The following is a 22,806-nucleotide window of genomic DNA, read 5'->3' as shown; positions in this document are numbered from 1 at the left end:
ATGCGTAAATTTTCAATTATAAAAATACTTTCTGTTTTAGCACTTATGGCGTTTAGTTTCTATTCCTTTAAACCGGCTGAAGCAGCGTCTAAATATAAGTGTATGGTGCAAATGACGAATTACACAGGCGAAGGCGCTTATGTCGTTATTTCACTAATAAACCCAAAAGGTGAATACGAAAAAACCTTGTATATGCAAGGTGATGATGATGAATGGTACAACGATTTAACGTCTTGGTTTGACTTCTATGGAAAAAAACGTAATAATATAGATGCCATAACTGGAGCAACAGTTGCTGGCGGACAACGTAGTATAAATGTGATTGAAATAGATGATTCTAAAATTGATACTGGATATCGTATTCGTTTTGAATCGGCTGTTGAAGATCAAGAATATTATGAAAAAGATGTTGAATTTGAATTGACATCTGCAAGTGTAAAAAGTAAAGTTGAAGGTAAAGGATTTATACGTTACATCCGTATGATTCCTAACTAAAAGAAATAACTTATGACGATTTCAATATGGAGATATAGCCACCTTGCGCTGGCTGTATCTTCTTTTGTTTTTATAATATTAGCGGCATTTACTGGTATTATTTTGGCATTCGAGCCTATCTCTAATCAAATTCAACTTTATAAAGTAAGTGGGTTTGATGAGGTGACTTTGGCCGAAACCGTGCAGCATTTAAAAACAAATTATCTTGAAGTCATCGATATGAATGTTGATGTTAACGATTTTGTATCTGCTTCTGTAATTACAGAGGAAGGTGATGCAGAAACGTTTTACATCAATCCTAAAACTGGTGAAAAATTAGGAGAACTTATTGAAAAAGCTCCACTTTTTAATTGGGCGACAAGCTTTCATAGGTCCTTGTTTTTAAAATCTACGGGGCGAATATTTGTTGGAATCACCTCTTTTCTTCTTTTCTTAATCGCTGTATCCGGAACGGTTTTAATCGTAAAAAGACAACGTAGTTTTAAACGTTTTTTTGGTAAGATTGTCAATGAAAACTTCTCGCAATATTACCATGTTGTGTTAGGACGTTTATCATTAATTCCTATTATTATTGTCACGCTTACTGGAGTATATTTATCTTTATATCGATTCGATTTATTGCCGAAAGAAACGCTTATTCAGAATGTGAATTATGATGAAATTTCTGAAACTCCAAAACGCGAGTTAAAAGATCAAGCTATTTTCAGTGATACCAAGTTATCTGAAGTTCGAAGTGTAGAATTTCCGTTTTCTGATGATGTCGAAGATTATTACACCCTTCAATTACAAGATCGTGAAGTTTTAGTCAATCAGTATACAGGCGAAGTTTTAAGCGAAGCTAAGTATCCGCTTATAGCTGTGGCTTCTCGATTAAGCATTAATTTGCATACAGGGCAAGGCAGTATATTATGGGCATTAATTTTAGCCATAGCTTGTGTGAATATTTTGTTTTTTGTGTATTCTGGATTTGTCATGACATTAAAGCGCCGAAAAGCTAAACTTAAAAACACATTTAAAAAGGATGCTTGTAAATATGTGATTTTAGTTGGTTCGGAAAATGGGAGCAGTTTGCAATATGCCAATATGCTGCATAAGCAATTATTGAAGCTAGGTGAGATGTCTTTTATTGCTGAATTAAATGCATATTCAACCTACAGATCTTGCGAGCATTTAGTAGTTATTACAGCTACTTATGGGCAAGGAGATGCGCCAGAAAATGCCTCTAATTTTGAAAATATTTTTAAAACTATAAAAACAGAGAAGGCTTATAGTTTTTCTGTTGTCGGATTTGGATCTTTAGCGTATCCCGATTTTTGTAAATATGCGTTTACTGTAGATGCGTTACTTCAAACAGATCCTAATGCAGTTCAGCTTTTAAAGCCGTTTACCATTCATAATAAATCTTTTGAAGCCTATACGAAATGGATTAATTCATGGTCTAAGAAAGTCGGGTTGCAAATTCAGTTGCCTGGAGATGCTTTAGTTGAAAGCAACAAGCGTAAGCGTACATTTAATGTGGTTCAAAAAACAATAACGAGCGATAATCCAGACGATACGTTTACTATTACTTTTAAACCCAAATTAGGTTTTAGCCGATTTAAATCTGGCGATTTATTAGCGATTAAACCACAAGCCAATAGTGCAGAGCGCTTGTATTCTATAGGGAAAGTAAATGCGAGTGTTTTTTTAAGTGTAAAACGCCAAGAATTGGGCTTGTGTTCTAATTTTTTAAACGATTTAAAAGTTGGTGATAGCCTTAAAGCACGACTAATTAAGAATAAAGAATTTCGTCTCTCTAAGCGAACAAAACACGTACTTATGATTGCTAATGGAACAGGGATTGCTCCGTTTTTAGGGATGATAGATCAGAATACTTCAGCTCAAAAAATGCAGTTATATTGGGGCGGACGTCGTAAAGCTTCTTTCAAAATGTATAAAGACATTATACAAGATGGTTTACAACACAATAAGCTTCAAAAACTTGAAATCGCGTATTCACAAGAAGATGAACATAAAGTCTACGTGCAACATTTACTAGAGCGAGATGCAGAACACGTGGCACAGGTTTTAAAACAAAAGGGTGTGATTATGATTTGCGGATCTATTGCTATGCAAAAAGATGTACTTCTGGTCTTAGAAGCCATTTGTGAGCGCCATTTAGAACAGCCATTAAGTGTGTATAAAAATAAAGGTCAGCTTAAGCTAGACTGTTATTAGTTTTCTTCTTCATCTTTTGTTAAAAGGTCTTTCTTTTTCTCTTCAACTTTTTCTTTAATGGCAGGGTAAAGTTTTGTTGAAATAGCCATTACAGGTTCGTAAAGTACAGAGTCATCAATATCAGTTTCATCTACAAATGGAACCGTATCATTTAAGGTTACAAAAATATTTAAAGCTACACTAGCAATTAAACCTATTTTAAGAAGGCCAAACACACCGCCTAAAATCTTATTTACAATACCTAAAAATGCAAAATCTGCAAGTTTTGTGAGTGCTCTTCCAGCCAATCCAATAACTAACACTATCGCTATAAATGTAACAGCAAAAGCCACTATTTTAATGTAATTATCATCCCAATCTACTTTATCTTCAAACAGAGAACCTGTATAAGCACTAAAATGAATGGCGCCAAAAACACCAATAATTAAAGCCAGTAACGAGGCTATTTCTACAAAAAGACCATTAATAAATCCTCGAACTAAACCGAATAGAAGAATAACAGCAAGAATGATGTCTAATAAAGTCATAATGAATTGGTTGATTTCTCAAATATAATATTAAATATGAATCTGTCATATTTTATGAGATGTTTAGGAGAAATGAGGTGCTATTTTTTAACTTTGCAGCACGCAGTTTAAGCGTAATAAAAATTATATGTCAAGAGACGAAGAATTAAAATCGAGATGGAAAGATGTCGTGACTAAATTGTCGAATCAATTTGCAGATGGTGATACTTTAGATCTAGATGCCATTATTTATTTAATTGGTTTACAAGAGTTAGGACAGTTGGACCGTACTTTTAAAAAAGACCAAAAATTAGATTTAATGCATATTGCAATTTGCAAGCTATTAGTGCCTTATGGGTATTATGAGTTTGATTTTGTAGACGATGATGGGTGGCCACATTATACCGTAAAAGAACAATTGCCAACATTAAAAGCTGGCGAACAAAGTATTTTAATGAAAGAAGCCATTGTAAACTATTTCATTGAAACCGAATATATAAATTAAGAATTGTTAAATTTGCATTCATTTTTGAAGGAAGATCATGATTGATAAAATAAAAGAACTTATTGCTGAAGCAGAAGCATTTAAAGCACAGTCTAAAGACGAAGTTGAAGCATTCCGTATTAAATACTTAGGTAAAAAAGGATTGTTAAACGATTATTTTGCTGAATTTAAAAACGTGGCTAACGATCAAAAGAAAGAATTTGGTCAAGTTATTAATCAGCTTAAAAATACAGCTCAAGAACGTGTTGATGCTTTAAAAGCTGAATTAGAAAGCAATGAAGAAGCAAAAGGGATTTATGGCGATTTATCTAGACCAGGCGAACCTATTTCTATTGGATCTCGTCACCCTATTTCTATTGTAAAAAATCAAATTATAGATATTTTTTCAACCATTGGTTTCAACGTTAGTGAAGGTCCAGAAATTGAAGACGATTGGCATAATTTTACAGCATTAAACTTACCAGAATATCACCCGGCGAGAGATATGCAGGATACGTTTTTTATTCAAACAGATCCAGATGTATTATTACGTACACACACCAGTTCTGTACAAGTGCGTTATATGGAAAACAATGCGCCTCCAATTCGTACCATTTCTCCAGGACGTGTGTACAGAAATGAAGCTATTTCGGCTCGTTCTCACTGTTTCTTTCATCAAGTTGAAGGATTATATATTGATAAAGATGTAAGCTTTGCAGACTTAAAGCAAACGTTGCAATATTTTACTACAGAAATGTTCGGGAAATCGAAAATTCGTTTACGTCCGTCATATTTTCCATTTACAGAACCAAGCGCAGAGATTGATGTGTATTGGGGCTTAGAAACCGAATCTGATTACCGTATAACTAAAGGTACAGGTTGGTTAGAAATTGGTGGTTGTGGTATGGTAGATCCAAACGTTTTAGAAAACTGTAATATAGATTCTAAAGTGTATTCTGGTTTTGCTTTTGGCGTAGGAATAGATCGTATTGCCATGTTATTACACCAAATAAACGACATCCGTTTATTAAGTGAAAACGATGTGCGTTTCTTAGAACAATTTAAGTCTACAATTTAATTGTATGAAAAAAGATATTGAAATTCCCAAAGTTGATGGTGTTTATGTCGCTGCTGTAAAAGTGTTTAATAAAGACCTTAATGTAGACGAGTGGAATGCCTATATTATAAATGATAAAGACGTCGATTTAGAGATGGTATTAATCGTCTCTAAAGGACTGTCTAAAGATAAAAAAACGGCTGTAATGCGTCATAAATTAGAGACGCTTCCGGCTAAGAGTTTTGCTAAAATTGAATATCTTCAAGAGGAAGTTTTAGCCTTAGTAAATACCTTTGAAGTCTCTTTCTTTGAAGGTAATAAAATGTTTGACAAGTCCTTTGTGTTTAAAGCGAACACTATTAACGAGAAAGCCTATCAAGTTATACCAACTATGGGTGGTATTCAGGGCGTTTTAGTAAAATAAACACCCTTACTTTTTAATCTAACTTGTCTGTAAGTTTTTCAAAAGTCTTTTTAGGATCTTTGCCTTCATATAAAATTTCGTAAACCGCATTAATTATAGGAAGTTTGGTTTTACGAGCATTCTTTTCATTCAATAGTTGTGCACTTTTAGAGGCGTAATAGCCTTCTGCTACCATACTCATTTCCATTTGTGCTGATTTTACGGTGTAGCCTTTTCCAATCATATTACCGAACATTCTATTTCTAGAAAACACAGAATATCCTGTAACTAATAAATCGCCCAAGTAGGCTGAGTTGTTAATGTTACGTTTCATCTTGTGCATTTTTTTAATAAAGCGTTTCATTTCTCGAATCGCATTACTCATTAATACACTTTGAAAGTTGTCTCCGTAACCTAAACCGTGAGCAATTCCTGCGGCAATAGCATAAATGTTCTTTAGCATAACGGCATATTCGGTCCCGATTACATCGTCGCTAATTTTGGTTTTTATATAATTACTAGAAAAGTTTTTAGCAATGGCTTTTGCTTTTTTAGAGTCGGCACAAGAAATTGTTAAGTAAGATAAACGTTCTAGAGCAACTTCTTCGGCATGGCATGGTCCAGCAATCACAACAATGTTGTTGTAAGATACATTGTAATCATGGTGAAAGTGCTCGCCAACTAATAATCCAGATTCTGGAATAATACCTTTTACGGCAGAAACTACTGTTTTGTTAGAGATGTCTATGGTTATTTTTTCTAATTCACTTTGCATGAATGCAGAAGGGATGGCGAAAATTAAGATATCTGCATAATTAGCAATTTCATTAATGTCGTTACTAAGAATAAGTTCATCGGTATTGAACTCTACAGAACTTAAATAATTAGGATTATGCTGTTCTTTTAATAAATGTTCTTTAGTGTAAACACTACGCATGTACCAACCCACTTCGTCAAGATTTTCACAAAGCATTTTTACAATGGCGGTAGCCCAACTACCAGCACCAAATACAGCATATTTTAATTCTTTACTCATAAAAGCATTATAATTATAAGATTCAAAAGTACGTAAAAAAGAACTTTTTCTGGGTTAATGAAATATTAATAAAACAGATTTCGAGTTACTGTGCATTTAAATTGTTTAAGATTTCAAAACCATTTCGTTTTTAATAATATAAATTGAAGTGTCTGCTAAAAATAGTTTTTCGACTTCTAAGAAGTGTTCTATACGTTCTAACGTATCGGTAATTTCAATAATTTGTGGGTGTTTAAAATGCTGAACATCACTTAGCCCCCAGTTTATTTTTTTACTATCAAAATAGCCTTTAGAGACGTTAAATTGTAACACCTGATTTAAATTGGCGGCTTTTGCTTTTTTTATAACGATAGTCCCAAAATCTGATTCGTGAAGGGTTTTCCAAAACGGAACATCTTTACGTTTTTTACCGTATTCAAAATAAATCCTAATGGTGGTTACCGTTTTCATTTGTGATGTCTTTTATCGTCAATTTCAGATAAGGTAAGTCCTTTTTCTTTAAAAACACTCGTGTTTTTTGGGCTTCCAATAATTTGAGAGGTATATACGCCAGTGTGCCCAGAAAATAAATACGAAACACTACAAGCAATGGCAATAAATACGCCTGCTTCAATTCCGAATAATTCGATACCCATAACTGTACATGCAATTGGTGTATTGGTTGCGCCTGCAAATACAGCTACAAATCCCATGCCAGCAAGTAAGCCCATAGGAAGCGGAATAAACCAAATTAACACATTACCTAAAGTGGCTCCGATATAAAATAAAGGAGTGACTTCTCCACCTTTAAAACCTGCACCAAGAGTAAAAGATGTGAATAAGAGTTTGGCTAAAAAATCGTAAGAATTCATATTAGAGCTAAACGATTCTACAATTGTTGGCACACCTAAACCAATATATTTAGTGGTCCCAATACTATAGATTATAATGGCTAAAATTATGCCACCAATGGTTGGGCGTAACGGCGGATATTTTATGTATTTTTTAAATAAATTCGACCAAAAGTGAGTCGATTTTGAAAATAACATGGCTACCAGTCCAAAGATTATTCCTGCTAACATGGCCCAAAGTAAATTTATGGGATTCATCTCTGCAACGGCGTCTATGTGATAATGTGTATGATGAATGTTCCAGATTTCACAAAAATAATTCGCAAGTACTGCTGCTAAAAAACTAGGCACAATAGCATCTAAACGAATACGTCCAAGAATGAGCACTTCTAAAGCAAAAATACCACCAGCCAAAGGTGTTCCGAATACAGATGCAAAACCAGCACTAATACCTGCTATTAAAACAATTTTACGATCTCCATTAGAAAGTTTAAATATTTTAGTGAATTGATCTGCTACTGCACCACCAATTTGTACGGCGGTTCCTTCACGACCTGCAGAACCTCCAAATAAATGCGTGACAACCGTTCCAAATAAAACTAAAGGAGCCATTTTGAAAGGAATGACTTTTTTAGGCGAATGAAATTCTTCAAGTAATAAATTGTTTCCTTTTACTACACTGTTTCCGAAAAGGTGGTACGTAATACCTATAATAAATCCACCGATAGGTAATAATGCAATAATCCAAAAATTAGATTCTCTATAGGCTGTTGCCCATTCTAAACTCTTCAAGAAAAATGCAGAGATACTTCCGGCTACCAGACCTAAAAAGGTGCAGATTACAAGCCATTTAATGAGATAGTATAATGATGGAATTTGTTCGAATGAGGTTAGTTTGTTTTTAAAATCTTCTAAGGTCATAATTACCTAATATTAATACTTCTACTAGGTTTACAGTCGGTATTAGTAGAAATTTTTAGTGTTATAAGAGCGGTTTAAGGCAAACCTCATTGCCGTGCATAAACAAAATTAGAACAAAAATTATAATATCAAACTGTTTTGGAAAGCTTTGTTGATGCTTAACTGTATTTATACTGTAAGTTAAATATTCTTTTTTAAGAAGAATACATGTTTAAAAACATGATTATTAAAGTTTTAACGTTAGTTTGTGAATGGGAATACATTTATGGTACGATTTTTAACGTTATAAATTTGCTAAGATTTTTAATTATATATCTCTATCAGTTACTAGACTTTGGTTGTAAATGTACTGATAGAGATACTTAATTATATATACTGTGAATTAGAAGGTCTTAAAGAACTTCTTTTCTTCTTATGTTAATACGCATAGCGCCTTCAATAGGTTGTTCGGACACCATAATTAAATAGCCACCGCCGCCAGCACCAGCTAATTTCCAAGCCATAGCGTGTTCTTTATGTTTATCTATTTCTTTATTAATTCTATCGTTAACCATTGCAGGGAACATCTTTACTTGCGCTTTAAATGAATCTAAAAATCCTGTAGCAAAAGTGTTTAAATCTTTCGCTTTTATAGCATCCCAAACTATTTCTGAGGCTTCAGATAATGCTTTTACATTTTCTTCTGTGATATAGGTTTCTCCTAAAAGATCTAAACCAGGTTCTCTTGGCCATAACATAACCATATACAGGTGTTCTTCTAGCCAAGTTAATGTAGATTCATCATCAATAGATTCAAATTTTGTAGGCCAATACGCATTATCGTAATAGTGTCTGGTAAGTCCTGGCATACAAATACCAATGGCATCTTGGGCTCCAGAAATCATTGTAGATCCTGGTGTGTTTTCAAATTTAAAAAGAATTTCTGCTAATTTTTCTGGCTTCTCTAAAGGCAAATAATAAGGCCAAATTTGTTTTGCTGCATTTCTAGTAGAAGTAGACATACCGCAACGCTCGTTGTATTCAATAACAGGTTCTAAAGATAAGGTTATAGCCCATCCTGGATGAAATTTAGACACATACGGTTGATCTATCCAAGTTCCTGCCAAATCAATTCTATATGGTAATGTACAGTTACCTGCAGAGCGTATGGCTGTGGTAGAGCGCTCTGGAAGTCCTTCGTCTGGAATTCGTTTTAGATTTTTAAGCTCTATGTTTAACGCATTACATAATTCTTCTTTTTTTGGAGAAAAACCATCTTCGTTTACCACAAAAAAATCAGGTCTTAATGTTTCTAAATCTTCTTTAAAATCTAAAATACCAGAACCCGTATTTACAAATGCTTTTTTTACATACCTAATGGCATTTATCATGTAAAGTCTTTCTTGTTCCGAATTAATGGTTTGTCGGCCTTTTAATTCTGCAATAGTAGCGTCAGAACCTATCCCAACATATAAGTCACCATACATAGAGGCTTCCTTAAAAAACGCAATATGGCCACTGTGTAGCATATCAAAACATCCCGAAACAAATACTTTTTTATTCATCTTATATCTAATTTATATCCAAATTTGAATTTAATGTCGAAATTAAACTCATTTTTTGCAAGGTATTTTATTTACAGAAATTTAACAACAACTTTGATGTAAAAGCTTGCGCATGATTCTGGTATCCTTGTGACTAGTAAATATATATGTGGCGTTTTAATTGAAGTGGAATACAAATAATTAGATTTTTAAGAATGTGAAAAATAAATGCTATTGTAACACGCATGCCTTTCATTATTTTTCTTTGATGCTTATTGCGTAGTTAAAATAACAATTTACCACGCAAATAATGAGATATAGCGGTCATGGGTCATTTCTTTTTCTTAATTTTATCGGCAAATTTTTACTGATTTAAGTCTTATAATAACCTCGCAATCCCTAATTACTATGCTAGATGATTTTCTTTTTTATGTTCAATACGGTATTAATCATGTATTAGATATAAATGGTTACGATCATGTTCTTTTTTTATTAGTTCTGACCGTTGCATATGTTTTTAAAGATTGGAAGCGTGTGTTAATATTAGTTTCTTTATTTACACTCGGACATACCATTTCATTAATATTGGCAGCATACGATATTGTTAAAATAAATGGCGCTTTAGTCGAGCTCTTAATTCCAATTACCATTTGTGTTATGGCTTTATATAATGTTTTTACAGCAGGGAAAACCATACAGAAAGGTGTAGGATTATTATTTTTTTCTGCCTTGTTTTTCGGAATTATTCATGGCTTAGGGTTTGCTAGAGAGTTTCATTTATTAATTGGCGGATCTAGTGATAAGCTATTGCCTTTACTAGAATTTGCATTGGGTATAGAAGCCGCACAACTTATAATTGTATTTGTTGTATTGTTTTTTAGTTTTCTTATGCAAACCGTTTTTAACTTCTCTAAACGCGACTGGATTTTAGTAATGTCATCTATAGTTATTGGTTTAGTCATTCCAATGATTATGGAAAATGAATTAATTGCTTAAAAATAAAGCGTTTTCTCAAAATTTTAACGAACTGCCATTGTAATTAAAACCCTAACAAGCTATCTTCGTTAACTCAGGTGTATAATACTATAAGAATTACCCGCCTAAAGAAGTATAAAGACGTTTGGATTATCTTTTTAATCTAATTGAGTCCACCAAAATTTAAACATTTTAATGTCAAAAAAAAAGCAACTTAAGTACGACAAAGCTTATTTACGAATAGCAAGAGAGTGGGGGAAATTATCGTTTTGTGAACGCAAACAAGTTGGAGCAGTTATTGTAAAAGACCGAATGATTATATCAGACGGTTTTAATGGTACACCAACTGGATTTGATAATTTTTGTGAAGATGAGGAAGGCTATACCAAATGGTATGTATTGCATGCCGAAGCAAATGCGATTCTTAAAGTTGCAGCTTCTACTCAGTCTTGTAAAGGGGCGACCTTGTATATTACGCTATCTCCTTGTAAAGAATGTAGTAAATTAATTCACCAAGCGGGAATAGTAAGAGTCGTGTATTGCCAAAAATATAAAGATAATTCTGGCTTAGATTTTTTAGAAAAAGCTGGAATACACATTGAATACATCGAAGACTTATCTGCATAATGACTCTAAAAAAAATATATTTACCTCTTATTGTTGGAGCTGCTGTGGCGGCTGGGATTTTTATTGGCGGTAAATTAAATTTTTCAGACAAATCAGATCGGTTGTTTACATCGAATAGTAAAAAAGAAAAGCTAAATAGATTAATCGATTATATAGACTACGAGTATGTAGACGATGTAAATACAGATAGTATTGTAGATGTTACTGTAAATGGAATTCTTGAAAATTTAGATCCGCATTCTGTGTATATTCCTAAAGAAGACATGGAGCGAGTGTCTGAGAATATGAAAGGTGATTTTGTAGGTATTGGAATTCATTTTTATACATATAAAGATACGGTAACTGTAATACGTGCCGTAGACGATGGTCCAAGTGATAAAGTAGGAATACGTGGTGGAGATCGCATTATTTTTGCTGATGGCGATTCATTATTCGGAAAGTATATTAACGATGTAGATATTGTACATCGCTTAAAGGGTCCTGTTGGTTCTAAATTACATTTGCAAGTTTATAGAAAAGATACCGATCAGATTTTAGATTTTGATGTGTCTAGAGGTGTTATCCCCATTAAAAGTGTCGATGCTAGCTATATGCTTACAGAAACATTGGGTTATATTAAGGTAAACCGTTTTGCCGAAACAACTTTTAAAGAATTTAAAAAAGTCTTGTTAGATTTAAAATCGCAAGGTGCCACAAAGATTACGTTAGATTTAAGAGATAATCCTGGCGGATTTTTAACCGTTGCAGAACAAATTGCAGATGAATTTTTGGAAGATGAAAAGCTAATTCTGTTTACAAAAAATAAAAGAGGTAACATCGATAAAAGCTTCGCAACCGAAAAAGGCGATTTTGAAAACGGAGAGGTTTATGTATTGATAAATGAAAACTCGGCATCTGCAAGCGAAATTGTCGCTGGAGCTTTACAGGATAACGATAAAGGTACTATTCTGGGGCGTCGTTCTTATGGAAAAGGTTTAGTACAACGCGAAATGGAATTGGGAGATGGTAGTGCAGTACGCTTAACAGTATCTCGATATTATACGCCTACGGGGCGCTCAATACAACGCTCTTACAGTAACGGTAATAAAGATTATTACGACGAGTATTTTGAGCGTTTAGAAAGTGGAGAGCTTTTAGATCCGGATAAAATAAAAGTGTCCGACTCCTTAAAATTTACCACACCAAAAGGTAAGGTCGTATATGGCGGTGGCGGAATTATTCCAGATGTGTTTGTGCCTTTAGATACTAGAACTCAGAACGAAACTTTGCTGTTTTTAGAGCAACGTGGTTTAGTGAGTTACTTTATTTTTGAAGAGTTAGAAAAAGACAGACATATGTTTGACGATTATACGCGAGAGTCTTTTGTAAATGAATTTGAAGTAAGCGACGATCTGGTTTTAAAGTTCGAAGATTACTTAAACTTACGTACCATAGCAAATATTTCTTTTCAAGCTTATCAAGATGAAGTGAAGCTGTATTTAAAAGCAACTATAGCCGATCAATTATTCGGAAAAGGGGTGTATACCGAAGTGTTTAATAACGACAATAATATGATTAAAGAAGTTATTAAATTGAGTGAACAACTTCAAGAAAATTGATGTTGTTCACCCGACTATCAAAGCGGTTTACTTTTGCTGTTTAAACTTTTTCTCGATACTCTTCGAGGTGTTTAAAATAAGTAATAACACTATGGCGCACAATAATGCCATAATGGTAATTAATGCTACAATGCCTTCGTTTCCAAAAGGATCTTCAAAATTTATTTGTGTAGCGTTAAAAATAATCAACGCTATAGCTATAACCGATAGAATGATTGAGAATATTTTCATGTTAAATAAATAAGGCTTTAATGTTGTGAGCAAATAGTTTTACTGCAATTGCAAGCAAGATAACACCAAAAACTTTACGAATTATATTTATTCCTGTTTGTCCTATTATACGTTCAATCGCAGACGATGTTTTAAGTACTATATATATAAGTACAACGTTTAAAAGTACGGCTATAATTATATTTTCGGTTCTAAATTCCGCTCTTAGTGATAGTAAAGTTGTTAAGCTACCAGGTCCTGCGATTAAAGGAAACGCTAAAGGGAATACTGTTGCTGTCACCGCAGATTGCTCTTCTTGTTTGTATAATGTAATACCTAAAATCATTTCTAAAGCAATAAAGAATAGGATAAAAGACCCTGCTACAGCAAAAGAATTGACATCTATACCAATTAACTTTAAAATACTATTTCCTAAAAACAAAAACACAATTAATATTGTACCTGCTATAATGGATGCTTTCTCACTTTGAATGTGTCCCATTTTTTTACGTAAGTCGATTACGATAGGAATGTTTCCTATAATATCTATTACGGCAAATAGAATCATAAAAGCGGTGAATATTTCTTTAATATTAAATTGCATTACATTAGGGTTTAAATTTTTGCGCAAAAGTAGTGGATTAAAATATACTATCTATAATAAATAAATATAAAGTTTACCTATTTTTGCGGCATGTTTCAAATAGGAAAAACCATAGTTTCAGAAGAAATTATAGAGAAGGATTTTCTCTGTAATTTGTCGGCGTGTAAAGGACAGTGTTGTATTGATGGTGATGCTGGAGCGCCTTTAGATAGTGAAGAAATAAAGATACTTGAAGATATTTATCCGAAAGTTAAACCGTTTTTAAGACAAAAAGGTATTGAGGCTATCGAGGCTCAAGGCACATATATCACAACAGATTTTGGCGATTATGAAACACCTTTAATTAACGGAGCAGATTGTGCTTACGTTATTTTTGATAAAAAAGGAACCGCACTTTGTGCTATAGAGGAAGCGTATAATCAAGGTGAAGTGACATGGAAAAAGCCAGTATCTTGCCATTTGTATCCCATCAGAATTAAAGATTTTACAGAGTTTTCAGCTGTAAATTACGACCGTTGGGAAATCTGTGACGATGCCTGTACTTTAGGGAAAGAACTGCAAGTGCCAATTTATAAGTTTGTAAAAGAAGCTTTAATTAGAAAGTTTGGAGAAGACTGGTATATGGAACTCGAAAAAGTAGCTGCAACTTACAAATAAGCTATGTTTTTTTGTTTTTAAGTATAGGTATTTGCAAAATCACTTTAGTGCCTTTTGGTCTGTCTTTTTCAGTATATAGATCTTCAATGTCAAATTTATAATCTTTAGTATAGCGTTTAGAGAAGTTCGCTAAGCGTGCTTTTGTAATGGCAATCCCTACAGATTTTCGCTTTAACACCTTTAAGCTATTAATTTTTTCGGCTTCAATTCTACCTATACCATTATCTATAATACTAATATTTATGTAGTCTTCGGAGTCCTTAGATACATATAAATCTATTTTTCTGTCATGTTTTTTAGAAGATAGCCCGTGCCATAATGCATTTTCTAAAAACGGTTGCAAAATTAACGAAGGTACTTTAACGGATTTTGTATCGATATCTTCTGGAACATGCATTCTAAATTCAATTTCGTTTTCAAACCTTATGTTTTCAATGTTTAAATAGAGTTGCATGGTGTCTAGCTCGTCTTCTAAAGTCATTTCTTTTTCTGTGGACGCAATCAGAATTTTTCTAATTAATTTTGAAAACTTATTCAGGTAATAAACGGCTTTTTCTTTATCGTTATTTATGATGTAAAGCTTAATCGAGTTTAATGAATTGAAGATGAAATGTGGATTCATTTGACTTCGTAACATGTCTTGTTCCAGCGTAATAATTTGCTTTTCCTGTTTTAACTGTCGGTGTCTAATAATAATAATAATCATAGTGGTAAACAGGGAAATTAAGATGGCTGTATACCAAAATAACTTTTTGTTTCGCTCTAGTTTATTACGTACAATTTCATTCTCGTCTGCTAATTCTTGTATTTGGTTATTCTTAGATTCGTGTTCGTACTGAATAATTAAATCATTTACATAATTTAAATTTCTGTCGTTAGTTATGCTATTTTCTATCTCTTTGCTTTCTTTATAAAATAAATGAGCGTCTTTATAATTTTCAGACTTAAAGTAAACCTCGGATAAGTAAAGAAGCGATTCTGAGGTAAATGTTTTTAAATCGTAAGTTCTAGAAATTTGAAGTGCCGTTTTTAAATTGTTTTCAGCAGCTTCATTCTGGCCTAGTTTTTCTTGGATACGCCCAAGATTTACATAGGTTTCTGCAAGATAGTATTGGTCTCCCAGTTCTTGAGCTTCAGCTAGAGCTTTAGTGTTTAATTCTAGAGCTTCTTCAAACTTTCCTTGTTTAATATAGATTTTGGTAATGGCATTATGGCAAATAACGCGTCCCACTTTAGAATCTATTTGGTTATTAAAATCAAGAGAGATTTTGTAATTCTTTAAAGCTTCATCCAGTTGGCCTTTATGCTCAAGGGCAATCCCAATATTTTGATAATTAATGGCAAGTCCAAGTTTGTTGTTGCCTTCCGTTTCAATAAATAAAGATTTTTCAAACTGTTTTAGGGCTAGATCGTATTGTTTGAGTACTAAATAAATGTTTCCCATACTGTTTCTAGAGACCGCCATACTGCGTTTAAGTTCTGTATCTGGGTTTATTTTGTACATTTTAGAAGCTAAATCGTATGCTTCTTTATGATAGTCTAAAGCAGGTTTTACAAGATCCATTCTACGATAAACGACTCCAATTAAATTCAAAGACATGATGTGAAACACATCATTATCGGCTTCAATAGCTATTTCTAAAGCTTTTTTATGAAGCTGAATTGCGGGTTCGTAAAGCGATTTGTTGCGATTTGTCGTTCCAAGTGCGTTTAAAGCGTAACATTCTGCTTCAGGATATTGCTTTAATGTTGCTTGGTTTATTATGTATTCCATTTTTAAAACATCTCCCTTGTCGTTATAAAAAATGGTTTCTAAAGCGCGATAATCTTTAGGTTTGTTTTTAAATGCAGTTTTTACACGTTCAATAAAAAGCGTGTCTAAAGTATTATTTTGTGCTGTACTAAGTTGAAAGCATGATAATAGGACAATCCAAAAGAAAACAATAGGAAGTTTGATGTAAGTATTTTCTATGAGGGATTGTCGTTTTAGCATATTATATTTTTTCTAAAAAATCAGATTTCCGTTGTCTAGCCACAGGGATTTTGTGGTTAGATTGCATAACGACGTAGCCTTCATTTTTAATATATTCTTTAATCTTATTTAAGTTTACAATATAGGAATTGTGAATCCTAAAAAAAACATGTTCGGGTAAAATGGTGTTGACTTCTTTTAGTTTTTTTGTCAATACTATTTTTTGGTTGTCTTTTAAGAAAATTGTGCTGTAGTTTCCGTCAGACTCTACAAACAGTATATCATCAATTTCAACAAATATTAGTTTACCATCGGTGTTTATAGATATGCGATGGTTGTTTTGCTTAGCATTAAATTTAATTAATATTTCTTCAATTTGGGCAGAATTATTAGATTTAGAATAGTGTTTTTTTATTTTATAAATGGTGTGTTCTAAGTCGTCTGAATCTATGGGTTTTAATAAATAATCTATGGCTTCTTGTTTTAATGCTTGTATACCATATTCGTTATATGCCGTTGTAATTACAACAGAAAAATCTCGGCTTTTTAATTTATCTAAAAACTGAAATCCGTCCATAGTTGGCATTTGTATATCCAAAAACAAACAGTCTGGAGGTGTGTTGTTTAGGTATGTAATAGCCTCTTCTGGCGAGGTAAATGTTTTTATAATCTCTATATCATCTTTAAAGTTGTTTAACTCCCAAGTTAGACTTTGTATCGCTTTTGGTTCGTCATCAACAATAACGGCTTCTATCATAATTTTGAAAAATTTAGGATAACTGTATCGTATTAATAAATTTACACAAAAATAATTCTGATTAATTTGTTTTTGGCTATGTATTTTTGCTAAATATACAGTATTGAATACCAACTATACAAAAGGAGGTGTTTATTTCACTTCTTTGTTGTTTTTTGAAAACGTTTTAATAATATAATAAGACCAAAATAAAGGTCAAAAAATATTTAGTTTAGTTAGTTATAGGGGAAAAAAGAGAGCTTTAAAAGCTCTCTTTTTTATTTTAAATCGTTTAGAGTTTCGAATAATTTAATTTGTTATTGTGTTTCTTAAATGTAAATTAATTGAAACTTTAACTTAACGTGTGTTTTGTAAATAATTGTATTTAAGTAAAATATAAAATATTTTAGTCAACATTGCTTATTTGTGTTTTTAAGTTGTTGTTAAAAACTTGTTAACAATGTTTATAAGATGTGCTTTCTTTTTAGAGGTGTATTTTTAATATTTGTTATTCACCTTAATTGGTGCCTCTATACTAACCCTTTACTTAAAACAAAGTTAATGCCTCTAGCTACCGAACCCATTCTTCAAGAAAACAAAGACCGATTTGTAATTTTTCCTATTCAACACCATGACATTTGGGAATGGTATAAAAAATCTGAAGCCAGTTTTTGGACTGCAGAAGAAATCGATTTGCATCAGGATATTGTAGACTGGAAAGACAAGTTAAATAATGACGAGCGTTATTTTATAAAGCACATTTTAGCATTTTTTGCCGCTAGTGATGGTATTGTGAATGAAAATTTAGCAGAAAATTTTGTAAGTGAAGTACAATACAGCGAAGCTAAGTTTTTCTATGGCTTTCAAATCATGATGGAAAATATACATAGCGAAACCTATTCTCTGCTTATCGATACCTATGTGAAAGATGAAAAGGAAAAAGATTTACTGTTTAACGCTATTGAAAACTTTCCTGCAATTAAGAAAAAAGCAGATTGGGCATTAAAATGGATAGAATCGCCAAGTTTTGCAGAGCGACTTATTGCTTTTGCAGCTGTAGAAGGTATTTTCTTTTCTGGAGCTTTCTGTTCGTTATTCTGGTTAAAAAAACGTGGTTTAATGCCTGGACTTACTTTTTCTAACGAATTAATTTCAAGAGACGAAGGTGTGCATTGCGATTTTGCTGTGCATTTACACAATCATCATTTAATAAATAAAGTGCCAAAATCCAGAATTACAGATATTTTAGTAGATGCTTTAAATATAGAACGCGAATTTATTACAGAATCTCTACCTGCGAGTTTAATAGGTATGAATGCGAATTTAATGACACAATATTTGGAATTCGTAACCGATAGATTATTAAGTGAGTTGGATTGCGATAAAGTTTATAATACCGCCAATCCATTTGATTTTATGGATATGATTTCACTACAAGGAAAAACAAATTTCTTTGAAAAACGGGTGTCGGAATATCAAAAGGCAGGCGTTATGAATAAAGAAGAAGAGGAAGATAAATTTAATTTTGATGCCGATTTTTAACCACTTAACATTTCAACACGTATAAAAAAACCAATACTAACCACCTCATTTCTGATTTTGCTGTATCAGAGATATTAAAAACTGTTCAAAACATATGTATGTATTAAAAAGAGACGGAAGAAAAGAACCTATCATGTTCGATAAGATTACCGCAAGAGTAAGAAAGCTCTGTTATGGTTTAAATAAACTTGTCGATCCTGTTAAAGTAGCCATGCGTGTTATTGAAGGGTTGTATGATGGCGTTACCACTAGCGAATTAGATAATCTAGCAGCAGAAATTGCAGCAACCTTAACTACAGCACATCCAGATTACGCGCGTTTAGCAGCTAGAATTTCCGTGTCAAATTTACATAAAAACACTAAGAAAACGTTTAGTGAGGTTATGCACGATTTATATACGTATGTTAATCCAAGAACCGGTCAGGCCGCTCCGCTTTTGGCAGATGATGTGTATAAGGTCATCATGGAACATAAAGAGCGTTTAGACTCTACAATAATATATAATCGAGATTTTAGCTACGACTATTTTGGTTTTAAAACCTTAGAACGCTCTTATCTTTTAAAATTAAATGGCAAGATAGCCGAGCGTCCGCAACATATGTTAATGCGCGTTGCTATAGGGATTCATTTAAACGACTTAGAATCGGCGATACAGACTTATGAGCTGATGTCTAAAAAGTATTTTACACACGCTACACCAACACTATTTAATTCAGGAACACCTAAACCACAAATGTCGTCTTGTTTTTTACTGACTATGAAAGACGATAGTATAGATGGGATTTACGATACTTTAAAACAAACGGCTAAAATTTCGCAATCTGCGGGAGGTATTGGGTTGGCAATTCATAATGTTCGTGCCACTGGAAGTTATATTTCTGGTACTAACGGAACCAGTAATGGTATTGTGCCAATGCTTAGAGTGTTTAATGATACGGCCCGTTATGTAGATCAGGGTGGAGGAAAAAGAAAAGGGAGTTTTGCCATGTACTTAGAAACTTGGCATGCCGATATTTTTGATTTCTTAGATTTAAAAAAGAATCATGGGAAAGAAGAAATGCGTGCTCGCGATTTGTTTTATGCGATGTGGATTTCAGATTTATTTATGAAACGTGTTCAAGAAGATGGGCCTTGGACCTTAATGTGTCCAGATGAATGTCCTGGCATGGACGAGGTGCATAGTGAAGCTTTTGAAGCATTATATTTAAAGTATGAGGCTGAAGGGAAAGGTCGAAAAACAATAAAAGCAAGAGAGCTTTGGGAGAAAATATTAGAATCTCAAATAGAAACGGGAACACCTTATATGTTGTATAAAGATGCAGCAAACCGAAAATCTAATCAACAGAATTTAGGAACCATTAGGTCTTCTAATTTATGTACAGAGATTTTGGAATACACATCTCCAGATGAAGTTGCTGTATGTAATTTAGCATCTATAGCATTACCTATGTTTGTTAAAAATGGTCAGTTTGATCATAAAGAATTATTTAAAATCACAAAACAAGTTACCAAAAACCTAAACCGAGTTATAGATAGAAATTATTACCCGGTTATTGAAGCTAAAAATTCTAACATGCGTCACAGACCTATAGGTTTAGGTGTGCAAGGTTTGGCCGATACGTTTATTAAATTACGCCTACCGTTTACAAGTGATGAAGCTAAAAAACTGAATCAAGATATTTTTGAAACGCTTTACTTTGGTGCAGTAACTGCGAGTATGGAAGAAGCTAAGGCAGATGGCGCTTACCAAACCTATAAAGGTTCACCGATAAGTAGGGGCGAGTTTCAATACAATTTATGGGGTTTAACGGAATCTGATTTAAGCGGACTTTGGGATTGGGATGCCTTACGTAAAGAGGTTTTACAATATGGTGTACGTAACTCCTTATTAGTAGCGCCTATGCCAACAGCATCAACATCGCAAATACTAGGAAATAACGAGTGTTTTGAACCGTATACCTCTAATATTTATACCCGACGTGTATTATCTGGTGAGTTTATTATTGTGAATAAACATTTACTAGAAGATCTTGTAGAACTTGGACTCTGGAACGAAGGACTAAAGCAAGATATTATGCGTGCTAATGGTTCTGTCCAACATATAGATTGCATTCCTCAGGATATTAAAGATTTGTATAAAACAGTATGGGAATTAAGTATGAAAGATATTATAGATATGTCGCGCCAGCGTGGGTATTTTATAGATCAGTCGCAATCCCTAAACTTATTTATGGAAGGCGCAACCATGTCTAAATTAACATCTATGCATTTTTATGCCTGGAAAAGTGGTTTAAAAACAGGTATGTACTATTTAAGAACAAAGAGCGCTGTAGATGCTATTAAATTTACTTTAGATAATACTAAGAAGGCAGAACCTATTACGGATACAGTTGAAGAGCCTGTAGCATCGTATAAAAAGGTTAAGGCAGAACAAACAGCAGCTAAATTAATAAAAGAAACCGAGGCTAAGAATAGTGAGGTTCAGGTAGAGCCTCTGTCTCCGGAAGAGATGAAAGCTTTAATCGCGCAGGCTAAAGAAGCTGAAGGTGATGATTGTTTAATGTGTGGATCGTAATCGATTATATATAGTTTAATTTTTAAGGTTAAAAGGGAGTAAATTTAGATTTGCTCCCTTTTTTTGTAAGTCTTTTTTTAGAAACAAAAAAACCGAGCGGTTAAAGTTGTAACGGCTCGGTTTTAATAATTGTGATGGGTTAGGAGATTGTTATTCTTCTAACTCTTCGTCTTTTATAATTTTATGAATTTGAGTTGTCCCATCGTTAGCATGGTAAAACTCTTCAAGTAAATTCATGGTTGCTGTTAACAGGTCTTTAGTTTCTAAAAGTAAGCTAAAGTACAATGTTGTGTTTTTAGGGCTCACTTCTTCTGTTCTAGTACGTTCAACCTGTTTCTGAATTTTATCAGTAATTTCAGTAAAGATTACTTTTTTGTTCTTTAAGATGTCTCCTATATCTTCAAACGAACGGTTTTCAAATGTCTTTTGTGTATTAGAGAATAATTTTTCTAATATCGTATCGATTTGTTTCAGTTCTTTAATCTGATTGAATTTTAATTTTTTATGATTGTTATTTACGTGCTTGTAACTTACTTTAGAAATGTATTCTAAAGATTGAGACATGTCTTGTAAATAGCCTAAAATATTAATGTAGAAGTTACTCGCAGCAACACTAGATTCGTCTAAGTTTTTAATAAAATAGAAAATATTATCTCTTAATTCATCTATCTCGTTTGCTAATTTTTCTACTTGTTTTTTATTTTGTTTTAAAGCAATAAGATCTTGTTTAGATAAGCCGTTTATGGCACCTGTGTAAATTTTGTTAACACGTTTAATAGCGTTTGCAATATTGTGCGCACTTTCGTGAACAACGCCCTGTATAGAGCTGCTTTCTGCACGTATTAATTGTCCTTCTGCTTTTAGTTCTTTTTGCCTTTTATTGTGCATTAAGTAGTTTCTCGATAATAATAGAAAGGCTATTAATAATAAAATACCTACCATAGATGGAACGTGTAAATTAATTAAATAAGCGATTATTGCTGCAGACACAAAAGCGATTAAAGCAGTAAAGAACCAACCTCCAATTACATTTAATACACCAGCAACTCGATATACTGCACTTTCTGCTCCCCAAGCTTTATCGGCAAGAGAAGTCCCCATTGCAACCATAAACGTTACATATGTAGTAGAGAGTGGTAATTTCATTGAAGTTGCAATAGATATTAGTACACTGGCCACCATAAGGTTTACTGCAGCACGCACCATATCAAAAGCTGGAAGTTCATATTTTTTATCGCGTTCAAGAGCAATTGTTGGTTTCTCAAAACGTCTGTCTATTTTCTCTTGTGTTTTATCTGGAACAACCATTCTTAGTAAGTCAGATATCCCAACTGCTGTTCTTACAAAACCACGAGATAGAAAGTTTGGCTGAAAACGTTCTTTAGTTTCATTCTGGCTAGATGCTAAATCTATAGATGTTTTAACAACTGCCTTGGCTTTGCTAGAAAACCAAAGTGTAACAACCATTACCATACCAGCAATAAATAACATTAGTGTTGGTGTTCTTACAGCCTGACCAAGTATAGCCATATTAAACTGATCTGCTGGAATTCCAGAAACAGACCATTCTTGGTACGATTGCCAAGCAGCTATAGGTACTCCTATAAAGTTTACTAAGTCGTTACCAGCAAAGGCTAGTGCTAAAGCAAAAGTTCCTATTAAGATAATAAGCTTATATATGTTCAGTTTTAATACCGCCATATATATGTAAGATATTGAGCTCCAAAAAGCGAAACTTATTAAAAGGATGATAAGCACTTCGTTTTCTATATAATGACCAATTGTTAATCCGCCTAAAAAGGAATAGCTTTCTTGAGCAAAAGCTGTCCCGCCAATAC

Annotated in this window: 21 protein-coding genes; 11 read left to right on the top strand and 10 right to left on the bottom strand. The window is 33.2% G+C overall.

Annotated elements, in window-relative coordinates; all coding sequences use genetic code 11:
* Both AST99_RS15920 and AST99_RS15915 read left to right on the top strand, forming a co-directional pair.
* On the top strand, positions 1 to 495 hold the full coding sequence (locus tag AST99_RS15920) for a DUF2271 domain-containing protein (protein ID WP_057783446.1): 495 nt from the start codon (positions 1 to 3) through the stop codon (positions 493 to 495).
* A 12-nt stretch (positions 496 to 507) separates the two neighbouring features.
* Entirely contained in the window at positions 508 to 2,712 is a 2,205-nt protein-coding gene (locus tag AST99_RS15915; protein ID WP_057783444.1) for a PepSY domain-containing protein, read from the top strand.
* Here the strand turns inward: AST99_RS15915 and AST99_RS15910 are convergent.
* On the bottom strand, positions 2,709 to 3,239 hold the full coding sequence (locus tag AST99_RS15910; RefSeq protein WP_057783442.1) for a CvpA family protein: 531 nt from the start codon (positions 3,237 to 3,239) through the stop codon (positions 2,709 to 2,711). The two genes, AST99_RS15915 and AST99_RS15910, sit on opposite strands and share 4 nt — an antisense overlap.
* A gap of 127 nt (positions 3,240 to 3,366) precedes the next feature.
* Between AST99_RS15910 and AST99_RS15905 the strand changes: the two genes are divergently transcribed.
* Genes AST99_RS15905 through AST99_RS15895 form a run of 3 tightly spaced genes read left to right on the top strand, consistent with a single transcriptional unit; the run spans position 3,367 to position 5,183 of the window.
* Positions 3,367 to 3,723, top strand: a complete 357-nt coding sequence (locus AST99_RS15905) for a hypothetical protein (protein WP_057783440.1) — start codon at positions 3,367 to 3,369, stop codon at positions 3,721 to 3,723.
* A gap of 37 nt (positions 3,724 to 3,760) precedes the next feature.
* Entirely contained in the window at positions 3,761 to 4,780 is a 1,020-nt protein-coding gene (gene pheS / locus AST99_RS15900; RefSeq protein WP_057783438.1) for a phenylalanine--tRNA ligase subunit alpha, read from the top strand.
* A gap of 4 nt (positions 4,781 to 4,784) precedes the next feature.
* Positions 4,785 to 5,183, top strand: coding sequence for a hypothetical protein (locus AST99_RS15895; RefSeq protein WP_057783436.1), 399 nt, complete (start codon positions 4,785 to 4,787; stop codon positions 5,181 to 5,183).
* A 13-nt stretch (positions 5,184 to 5,196) separates the two neighbouring features.
* On the opposite strand, the gene AST99_RS15890 is transcribed toward AST99_RS15895, so the two are convergent.
* From AST99_RS15890 to AST99_RS15875, 4 genes are all read right to left on the bottom strand, one after another.
* The gene (locus AST99_RS15890) at positions 5,197 to 6,198 is read right to left on the bottom strand and encodes an NAD(P)H-dependent glycerol-3-phosphate dehydrogenase (RefSeq protein ID WP_057783434.1); all 1,002 of its coding nucleotides are present in this window, start codon (positions 6,196 to 6,198) and stop codon (positions 5,197 to 5,199) included.
* Between the two features lie 105 nt (positions 6,199 to 6,303).
* Complete coding sequence (locus AST99_RS15885) at positions 6,304 to 6,648, bottom strand: hypothetical protein (RefSeq protein ID WP_057783432.1); 345 nt, start codon at positions 6,646 to 6,648, stop codon at positions 6,304 to 6,306.
* Positions 6,645 to 7,949, bottom strand: a complete 1,305-nt coding sequence (locus AST99_RS15880; RefSeq protein WP_057783430.1) for a voltage-gated chloride channel family protein — start codon at positions 7,947 to 7,949, stop codon at positions 6,645 to 6,647. The genes AST99_RS15885 and AST99_RS15880 overlap by 4 nt, the downstream gene beginning before the upstream one ends.
* A gap of 392 nt (positions 7,950 to 8,341) precedes the next feature.
* Complete coding sequence (locus AST99_RS15875) at positions 8,342 to 9,493, bottom strand: FAD synthase family protein (RefSeq protein WP_057783428.1); 1,152 nt, start codon at positions 9,491 to 9,493, stop codon at positions 8,342 to 8,344.
* Positions 9,494 to 9,880: 387 nt separating this feature from the next.
* Between AST99_RS15875 and AST99_RS15870 the strand changes: the two genes are divergently transcribed.
* The 3 genes from AST99_RS15870 to AST99_RS15860 all read left to right on the top strand — a co-directional run bounded on the left by AST99_RS15870 (position 9,881) and on the right by AST99_RS15860 (position 12,672).
* Positions 9,881 to 10,468, top strand: coding sequence for a HupE/UreJ family protein (locus AST99_RS15870; protein ID WP_057783427.1), 588 nt, complete (start codon positions 9,881 to 9,883; stop codon positions 10,466 to 10,468).
* Positions 10,469 to 10,642: 174 nt separating this feature from the next.
* Positions 10,643 to 11,074 carry a deoxycytidylate deaminase gene (locus tag AST99_RS15865; protein ID WP_057783426.1) on the top strand — a complete coding sequence of 144 codons (432 nt, stop codon included), beginning with the start codon at positions 10,643 to 10,645 and terminating at the stop codon, positions 11,072 to 11,074.
* Positions 11,074 to 12,672, top strand: a complete 1,599-nt coding sequence (locus tag AST99_RS15860; RefSeq protein WP_057783424.1) for a S41 family peptidase — start codon at positions 11,074 to 11,076, stop codon at positions 12,670 to 12,672. Before AST99_RS15865 ends, AST99_RS15860 begins: the two co-directional genes overlap by 1 nt.
* A 27-nt stretch (positions 12,673 to 12,699) precedes the next feature.
* On the opposite strand, the gene AST99_RS18495 is transcribed toward AST99_RS15860, so the two are convergent.
* Both AST99_RS18495 and AST99_RS15855 read right to left on the bottom strand, forming a co-directional pair.
* Positions 12,700 to 12,903 (bottom strand): hypothetical protein, encoded by a 204-nt coding sequence (locus tag AST99_RS18495; RefSeq protein ID WP_083495713.1) that lies wholly within the window; start codon positions 12,901 to 12,903, stop codon positions 12,700 to 12,702.
* Position 12,904: 1 nt separating this feature from the next.
* Positions 12,905 to 13,486, bottom strand: coding sequence for a MarC family protein (locus AST99_RS15855; RefSeq protein WP_057783421.1), 582 nt, complete (start codon positions 13,484 to 13,486; stop codon positions 12,905 to 12,907).
* A gap of 90 nt (positions 13,487 to 13,576) precedes the next feature.
* On the opposite strand from AST99_RS15855, the gene AST99_RS15850 reads away from it, so the two are divergent.
* Positions 13,577 to 14,143, top strand: a complete 567-nt coding sequence (locus tag AST99_RS15850) for a DUF3109 family protein (RefSeq protein ID WP_057783419.1) — start codon at positions 13,577 to 13,579, stop codon at positions 14,141 to 14,143.
* Between the two features lies 1 nt (position 14,144).
* On the opposite strand, the gene AST99_RS15845 is transcribed toward AST99_RS15850, so the two are convergent.
* Both AST99_RS15845 and AST99_RS15840 read right to left on the bottom strand, forming a co-directional pair.
* A complete protein-coding gene (locus tag AST99_RS15845) occupies positions 14,145 to 16,136 on the bottom strand; it encodes a tetratricopeptide repeat-containing sensor histidine kinase (protein ID WP_057783417.1) in 1,992 nt (663 codons plus the stop codon).
* 1 nt (position 16,137) lies between these two features.
* A complete protein-coding gene (locus AST99_RS15840) occupies positions 16,138 to 16,872 on the bottom strand; it encodes a LytR/AlgR family response regulator transcription factor (protein ID WP_057783415.1) in 735 nt (244 codons plus the stop codon).
* Positions 16,873 to 17,412: 540 nt separating this feature from the next.
* Between AST99_RS15840 and AST99_RS15835 the strand changes: the two genes are divergently transcribed.
* Both AST99_RS15835 and AST99_RS15830 read left to right on the top strand, forming a co-directional pair.
* Positions 17,413 to 18,393: a ribonucleotide-diphosphate reductase subunit beta gene (locus AST99_RS15835; protein WP_057783413.1), complete on the top strand. Its 981-nt coding sequence runs from the start codon at positions 17,413 to 17,415 to the stop codon at positions 18,391 to 18,393.
* Between the two features lie 94 nt (positions 18,394 to 18,487).
* On the top strand, positions 18,488 to 20,968 hold the full coding sequence (locus AST99_RS15830) for a ribonucleoside-diphosphate reductase subunit alpha (protein WP_057783412.1): 2,481 nt from the start codon (positions 18,488 to 18,490) through the stop codon (positions 20,966 to 20,968).
* Between the two features lie 150 nt (positions 20,969 to 21,118).
* Here AST99_RS15830 and AST99_RS15825 read toward each other — a convergent pair.
* The coding region (locus AST99_RS15825; protein ID WP_057783410.1) for an inorganic phosphate transporter at positions 21,119 to 22,806 on the bottom strand (1,688 nt) is incomplete at its 5' end.

The organism is Formosa algae, assembly GCF_001439665.1.
In the GTDB taxonomy this organism is placed as follows: Bacteria; Bacteroidota; Bacteroidia; order Flavobacteriales; family Flavobacteriaceae; genus Formosa; species Formosa algae.
This window is presented reverse-complemented; position numbering and strand designations above follow the sequence as displayed.

What these genes read in the sequence shown, in the direction of transcription:
- AST99_RS15920 (WP_057783446.1), top strand. Translation starts at nt 1, where the DNA reads ATGCGTAAATTTTCAATTATAAAAATACTTTCTGTTTTAGCACTTATG.
- AST99_RS15915 (WP_057783444.1), top strand. Translation starts at nt 508, where the DNA reads ATGACGATTTCAATATGGAGATATAGCCACCTTGCGCTGGCTGTATCT.
- AST99_RS15910 (WP_057783442.1), bottom strand. Translation starts at nt 3,239, where the DNA reads ATGACTTTATTAGACATCATTCTTGCTGTTATTCTTCTATTCGGTTTA.
- AST99_RS15905 (WP_057783440.1), top strand. Translation starts at nt 3,367, where the DNA reads ATGTCAAGAGACGAAGAATTAAAATCGAGATGGAAAGATGTCGTGACT.
- pheS (WP_057783438.1), top strand. Translation starts at nt 3,761, where the DNA reads ATGATTGATAAAATAAAAGAACTTATTGCTGAAGCAGAAGCATTTAAA.
- AST99_RS15895 (WP_057783436.1), top strand. Translation starts at nt 4,785, where the DNA reads ATGAAAAAAGATATTGAAATTCCCAAAGTTGATGGTGTTTATGTCGCT.
- AST99_RS15890 (WP_057783434.1), bottom strand. Translation starts at nt 6,198, where the DNA reads ATGAGTAAAGAATTAAAATATGCTGTATTTGGTGCTGGTAGTTGGGCT.
- AST99_RS15885 (WP_057783432.1), bottom strand. Translation starts at nt 6,648, where the DNA reads ATGAAAACGGTAACCACCATTAGGATTTATTTTGAATACGGTAAAAAA.
- AST99_RS15880 (WP_057783430.1), bottom strand. Translation starts at nt 7,949, where the DNA reads ATGACCTTAGAAGATTTTAAAAACAAACTAACCTCATTCGAACAAATT.
- AST99_RS15875 (WP_057783428.1), bottom strand. Translation starts at nt 9,493, where the DNA reads ATGAATAAAAAAGTATTTGTTTCGGGATGTTTTGATATGCTACACAGT.
- AST99_RS15870 (WP_057783427.1), top strand. Translation starts at nt 9,881, where the DNA reads ATGCTAGATGATTTTCTTTTTTATGTTCAATACGGTATTAATCATGTA.
- AST99_RS15865 (WP_057783426.1), top strand. Translation starts at nt 10,643, where the DNA reads ATGTCAAAAAAAAAGCAACTTAAGTACGACAAAGCTTATTTACGAATA.
- AST99_RS15860 (WP_057783424.1), top strand. Translation starts at nt 11,074, where the DNA reads ATGACTCTAAAAAAAATATATTTACCTCTTATTGTTGGAGCTGCTGTG.
- AST99_RS18495 (WP_083495713.1), bottom strand. Translation starts at nt 12,903, where the DNA reads ATGAAAATATTCTCAATCATTCTATCGGTTATAGCTATAGCGTTGATT.
- AST99_RS15855 (WP_057783421.1), bottom strand. Translation starts at nt 13,486, where the DNA reads ATGCAATTTAATATTAAAGAAATATTCACCGCTTTTATGATTCTATTT.
- AST99_RS15850 (WP_057783419.1), top strand. Translation starts at nt 13,577, where the DNA reads ATGTTTCAAATAGGAAAAACCATAGTTTCAGAAGAAATTATAGAGAAG.
- AST99_RS15845 (WP_057783417.1), bottom strand. Translation starts at nt 16,136, where the DNA reads ATGCTAAAACGACAATCCCTCATAGAAAATACTTACATCAAACTTCCT.
- AST99_RS15840 (WP_057783415.1), bottom strand. Translation starts at nt 16,872, where the DNA reads ATGATAGAAGCCGTTATTGTTGATGACGAACCAAAAGCGATACAAAGT.
- AST99_RS15835 (WP_057783413.1), top strand. Translation starts at nt 17,413, where the DNA reads ATGCCTCTAGCTACCGAACCCATTCTTCAAGAAAACAAAGACCGATTT.
- AST99_RS15830 (WP_057783412.1), top strand. Translation starts at nt 18,488, where the DNA reads ATGTATGTATTAAAAAGAGACGGAAGAAAAGAACCTATCATGTTCGAT.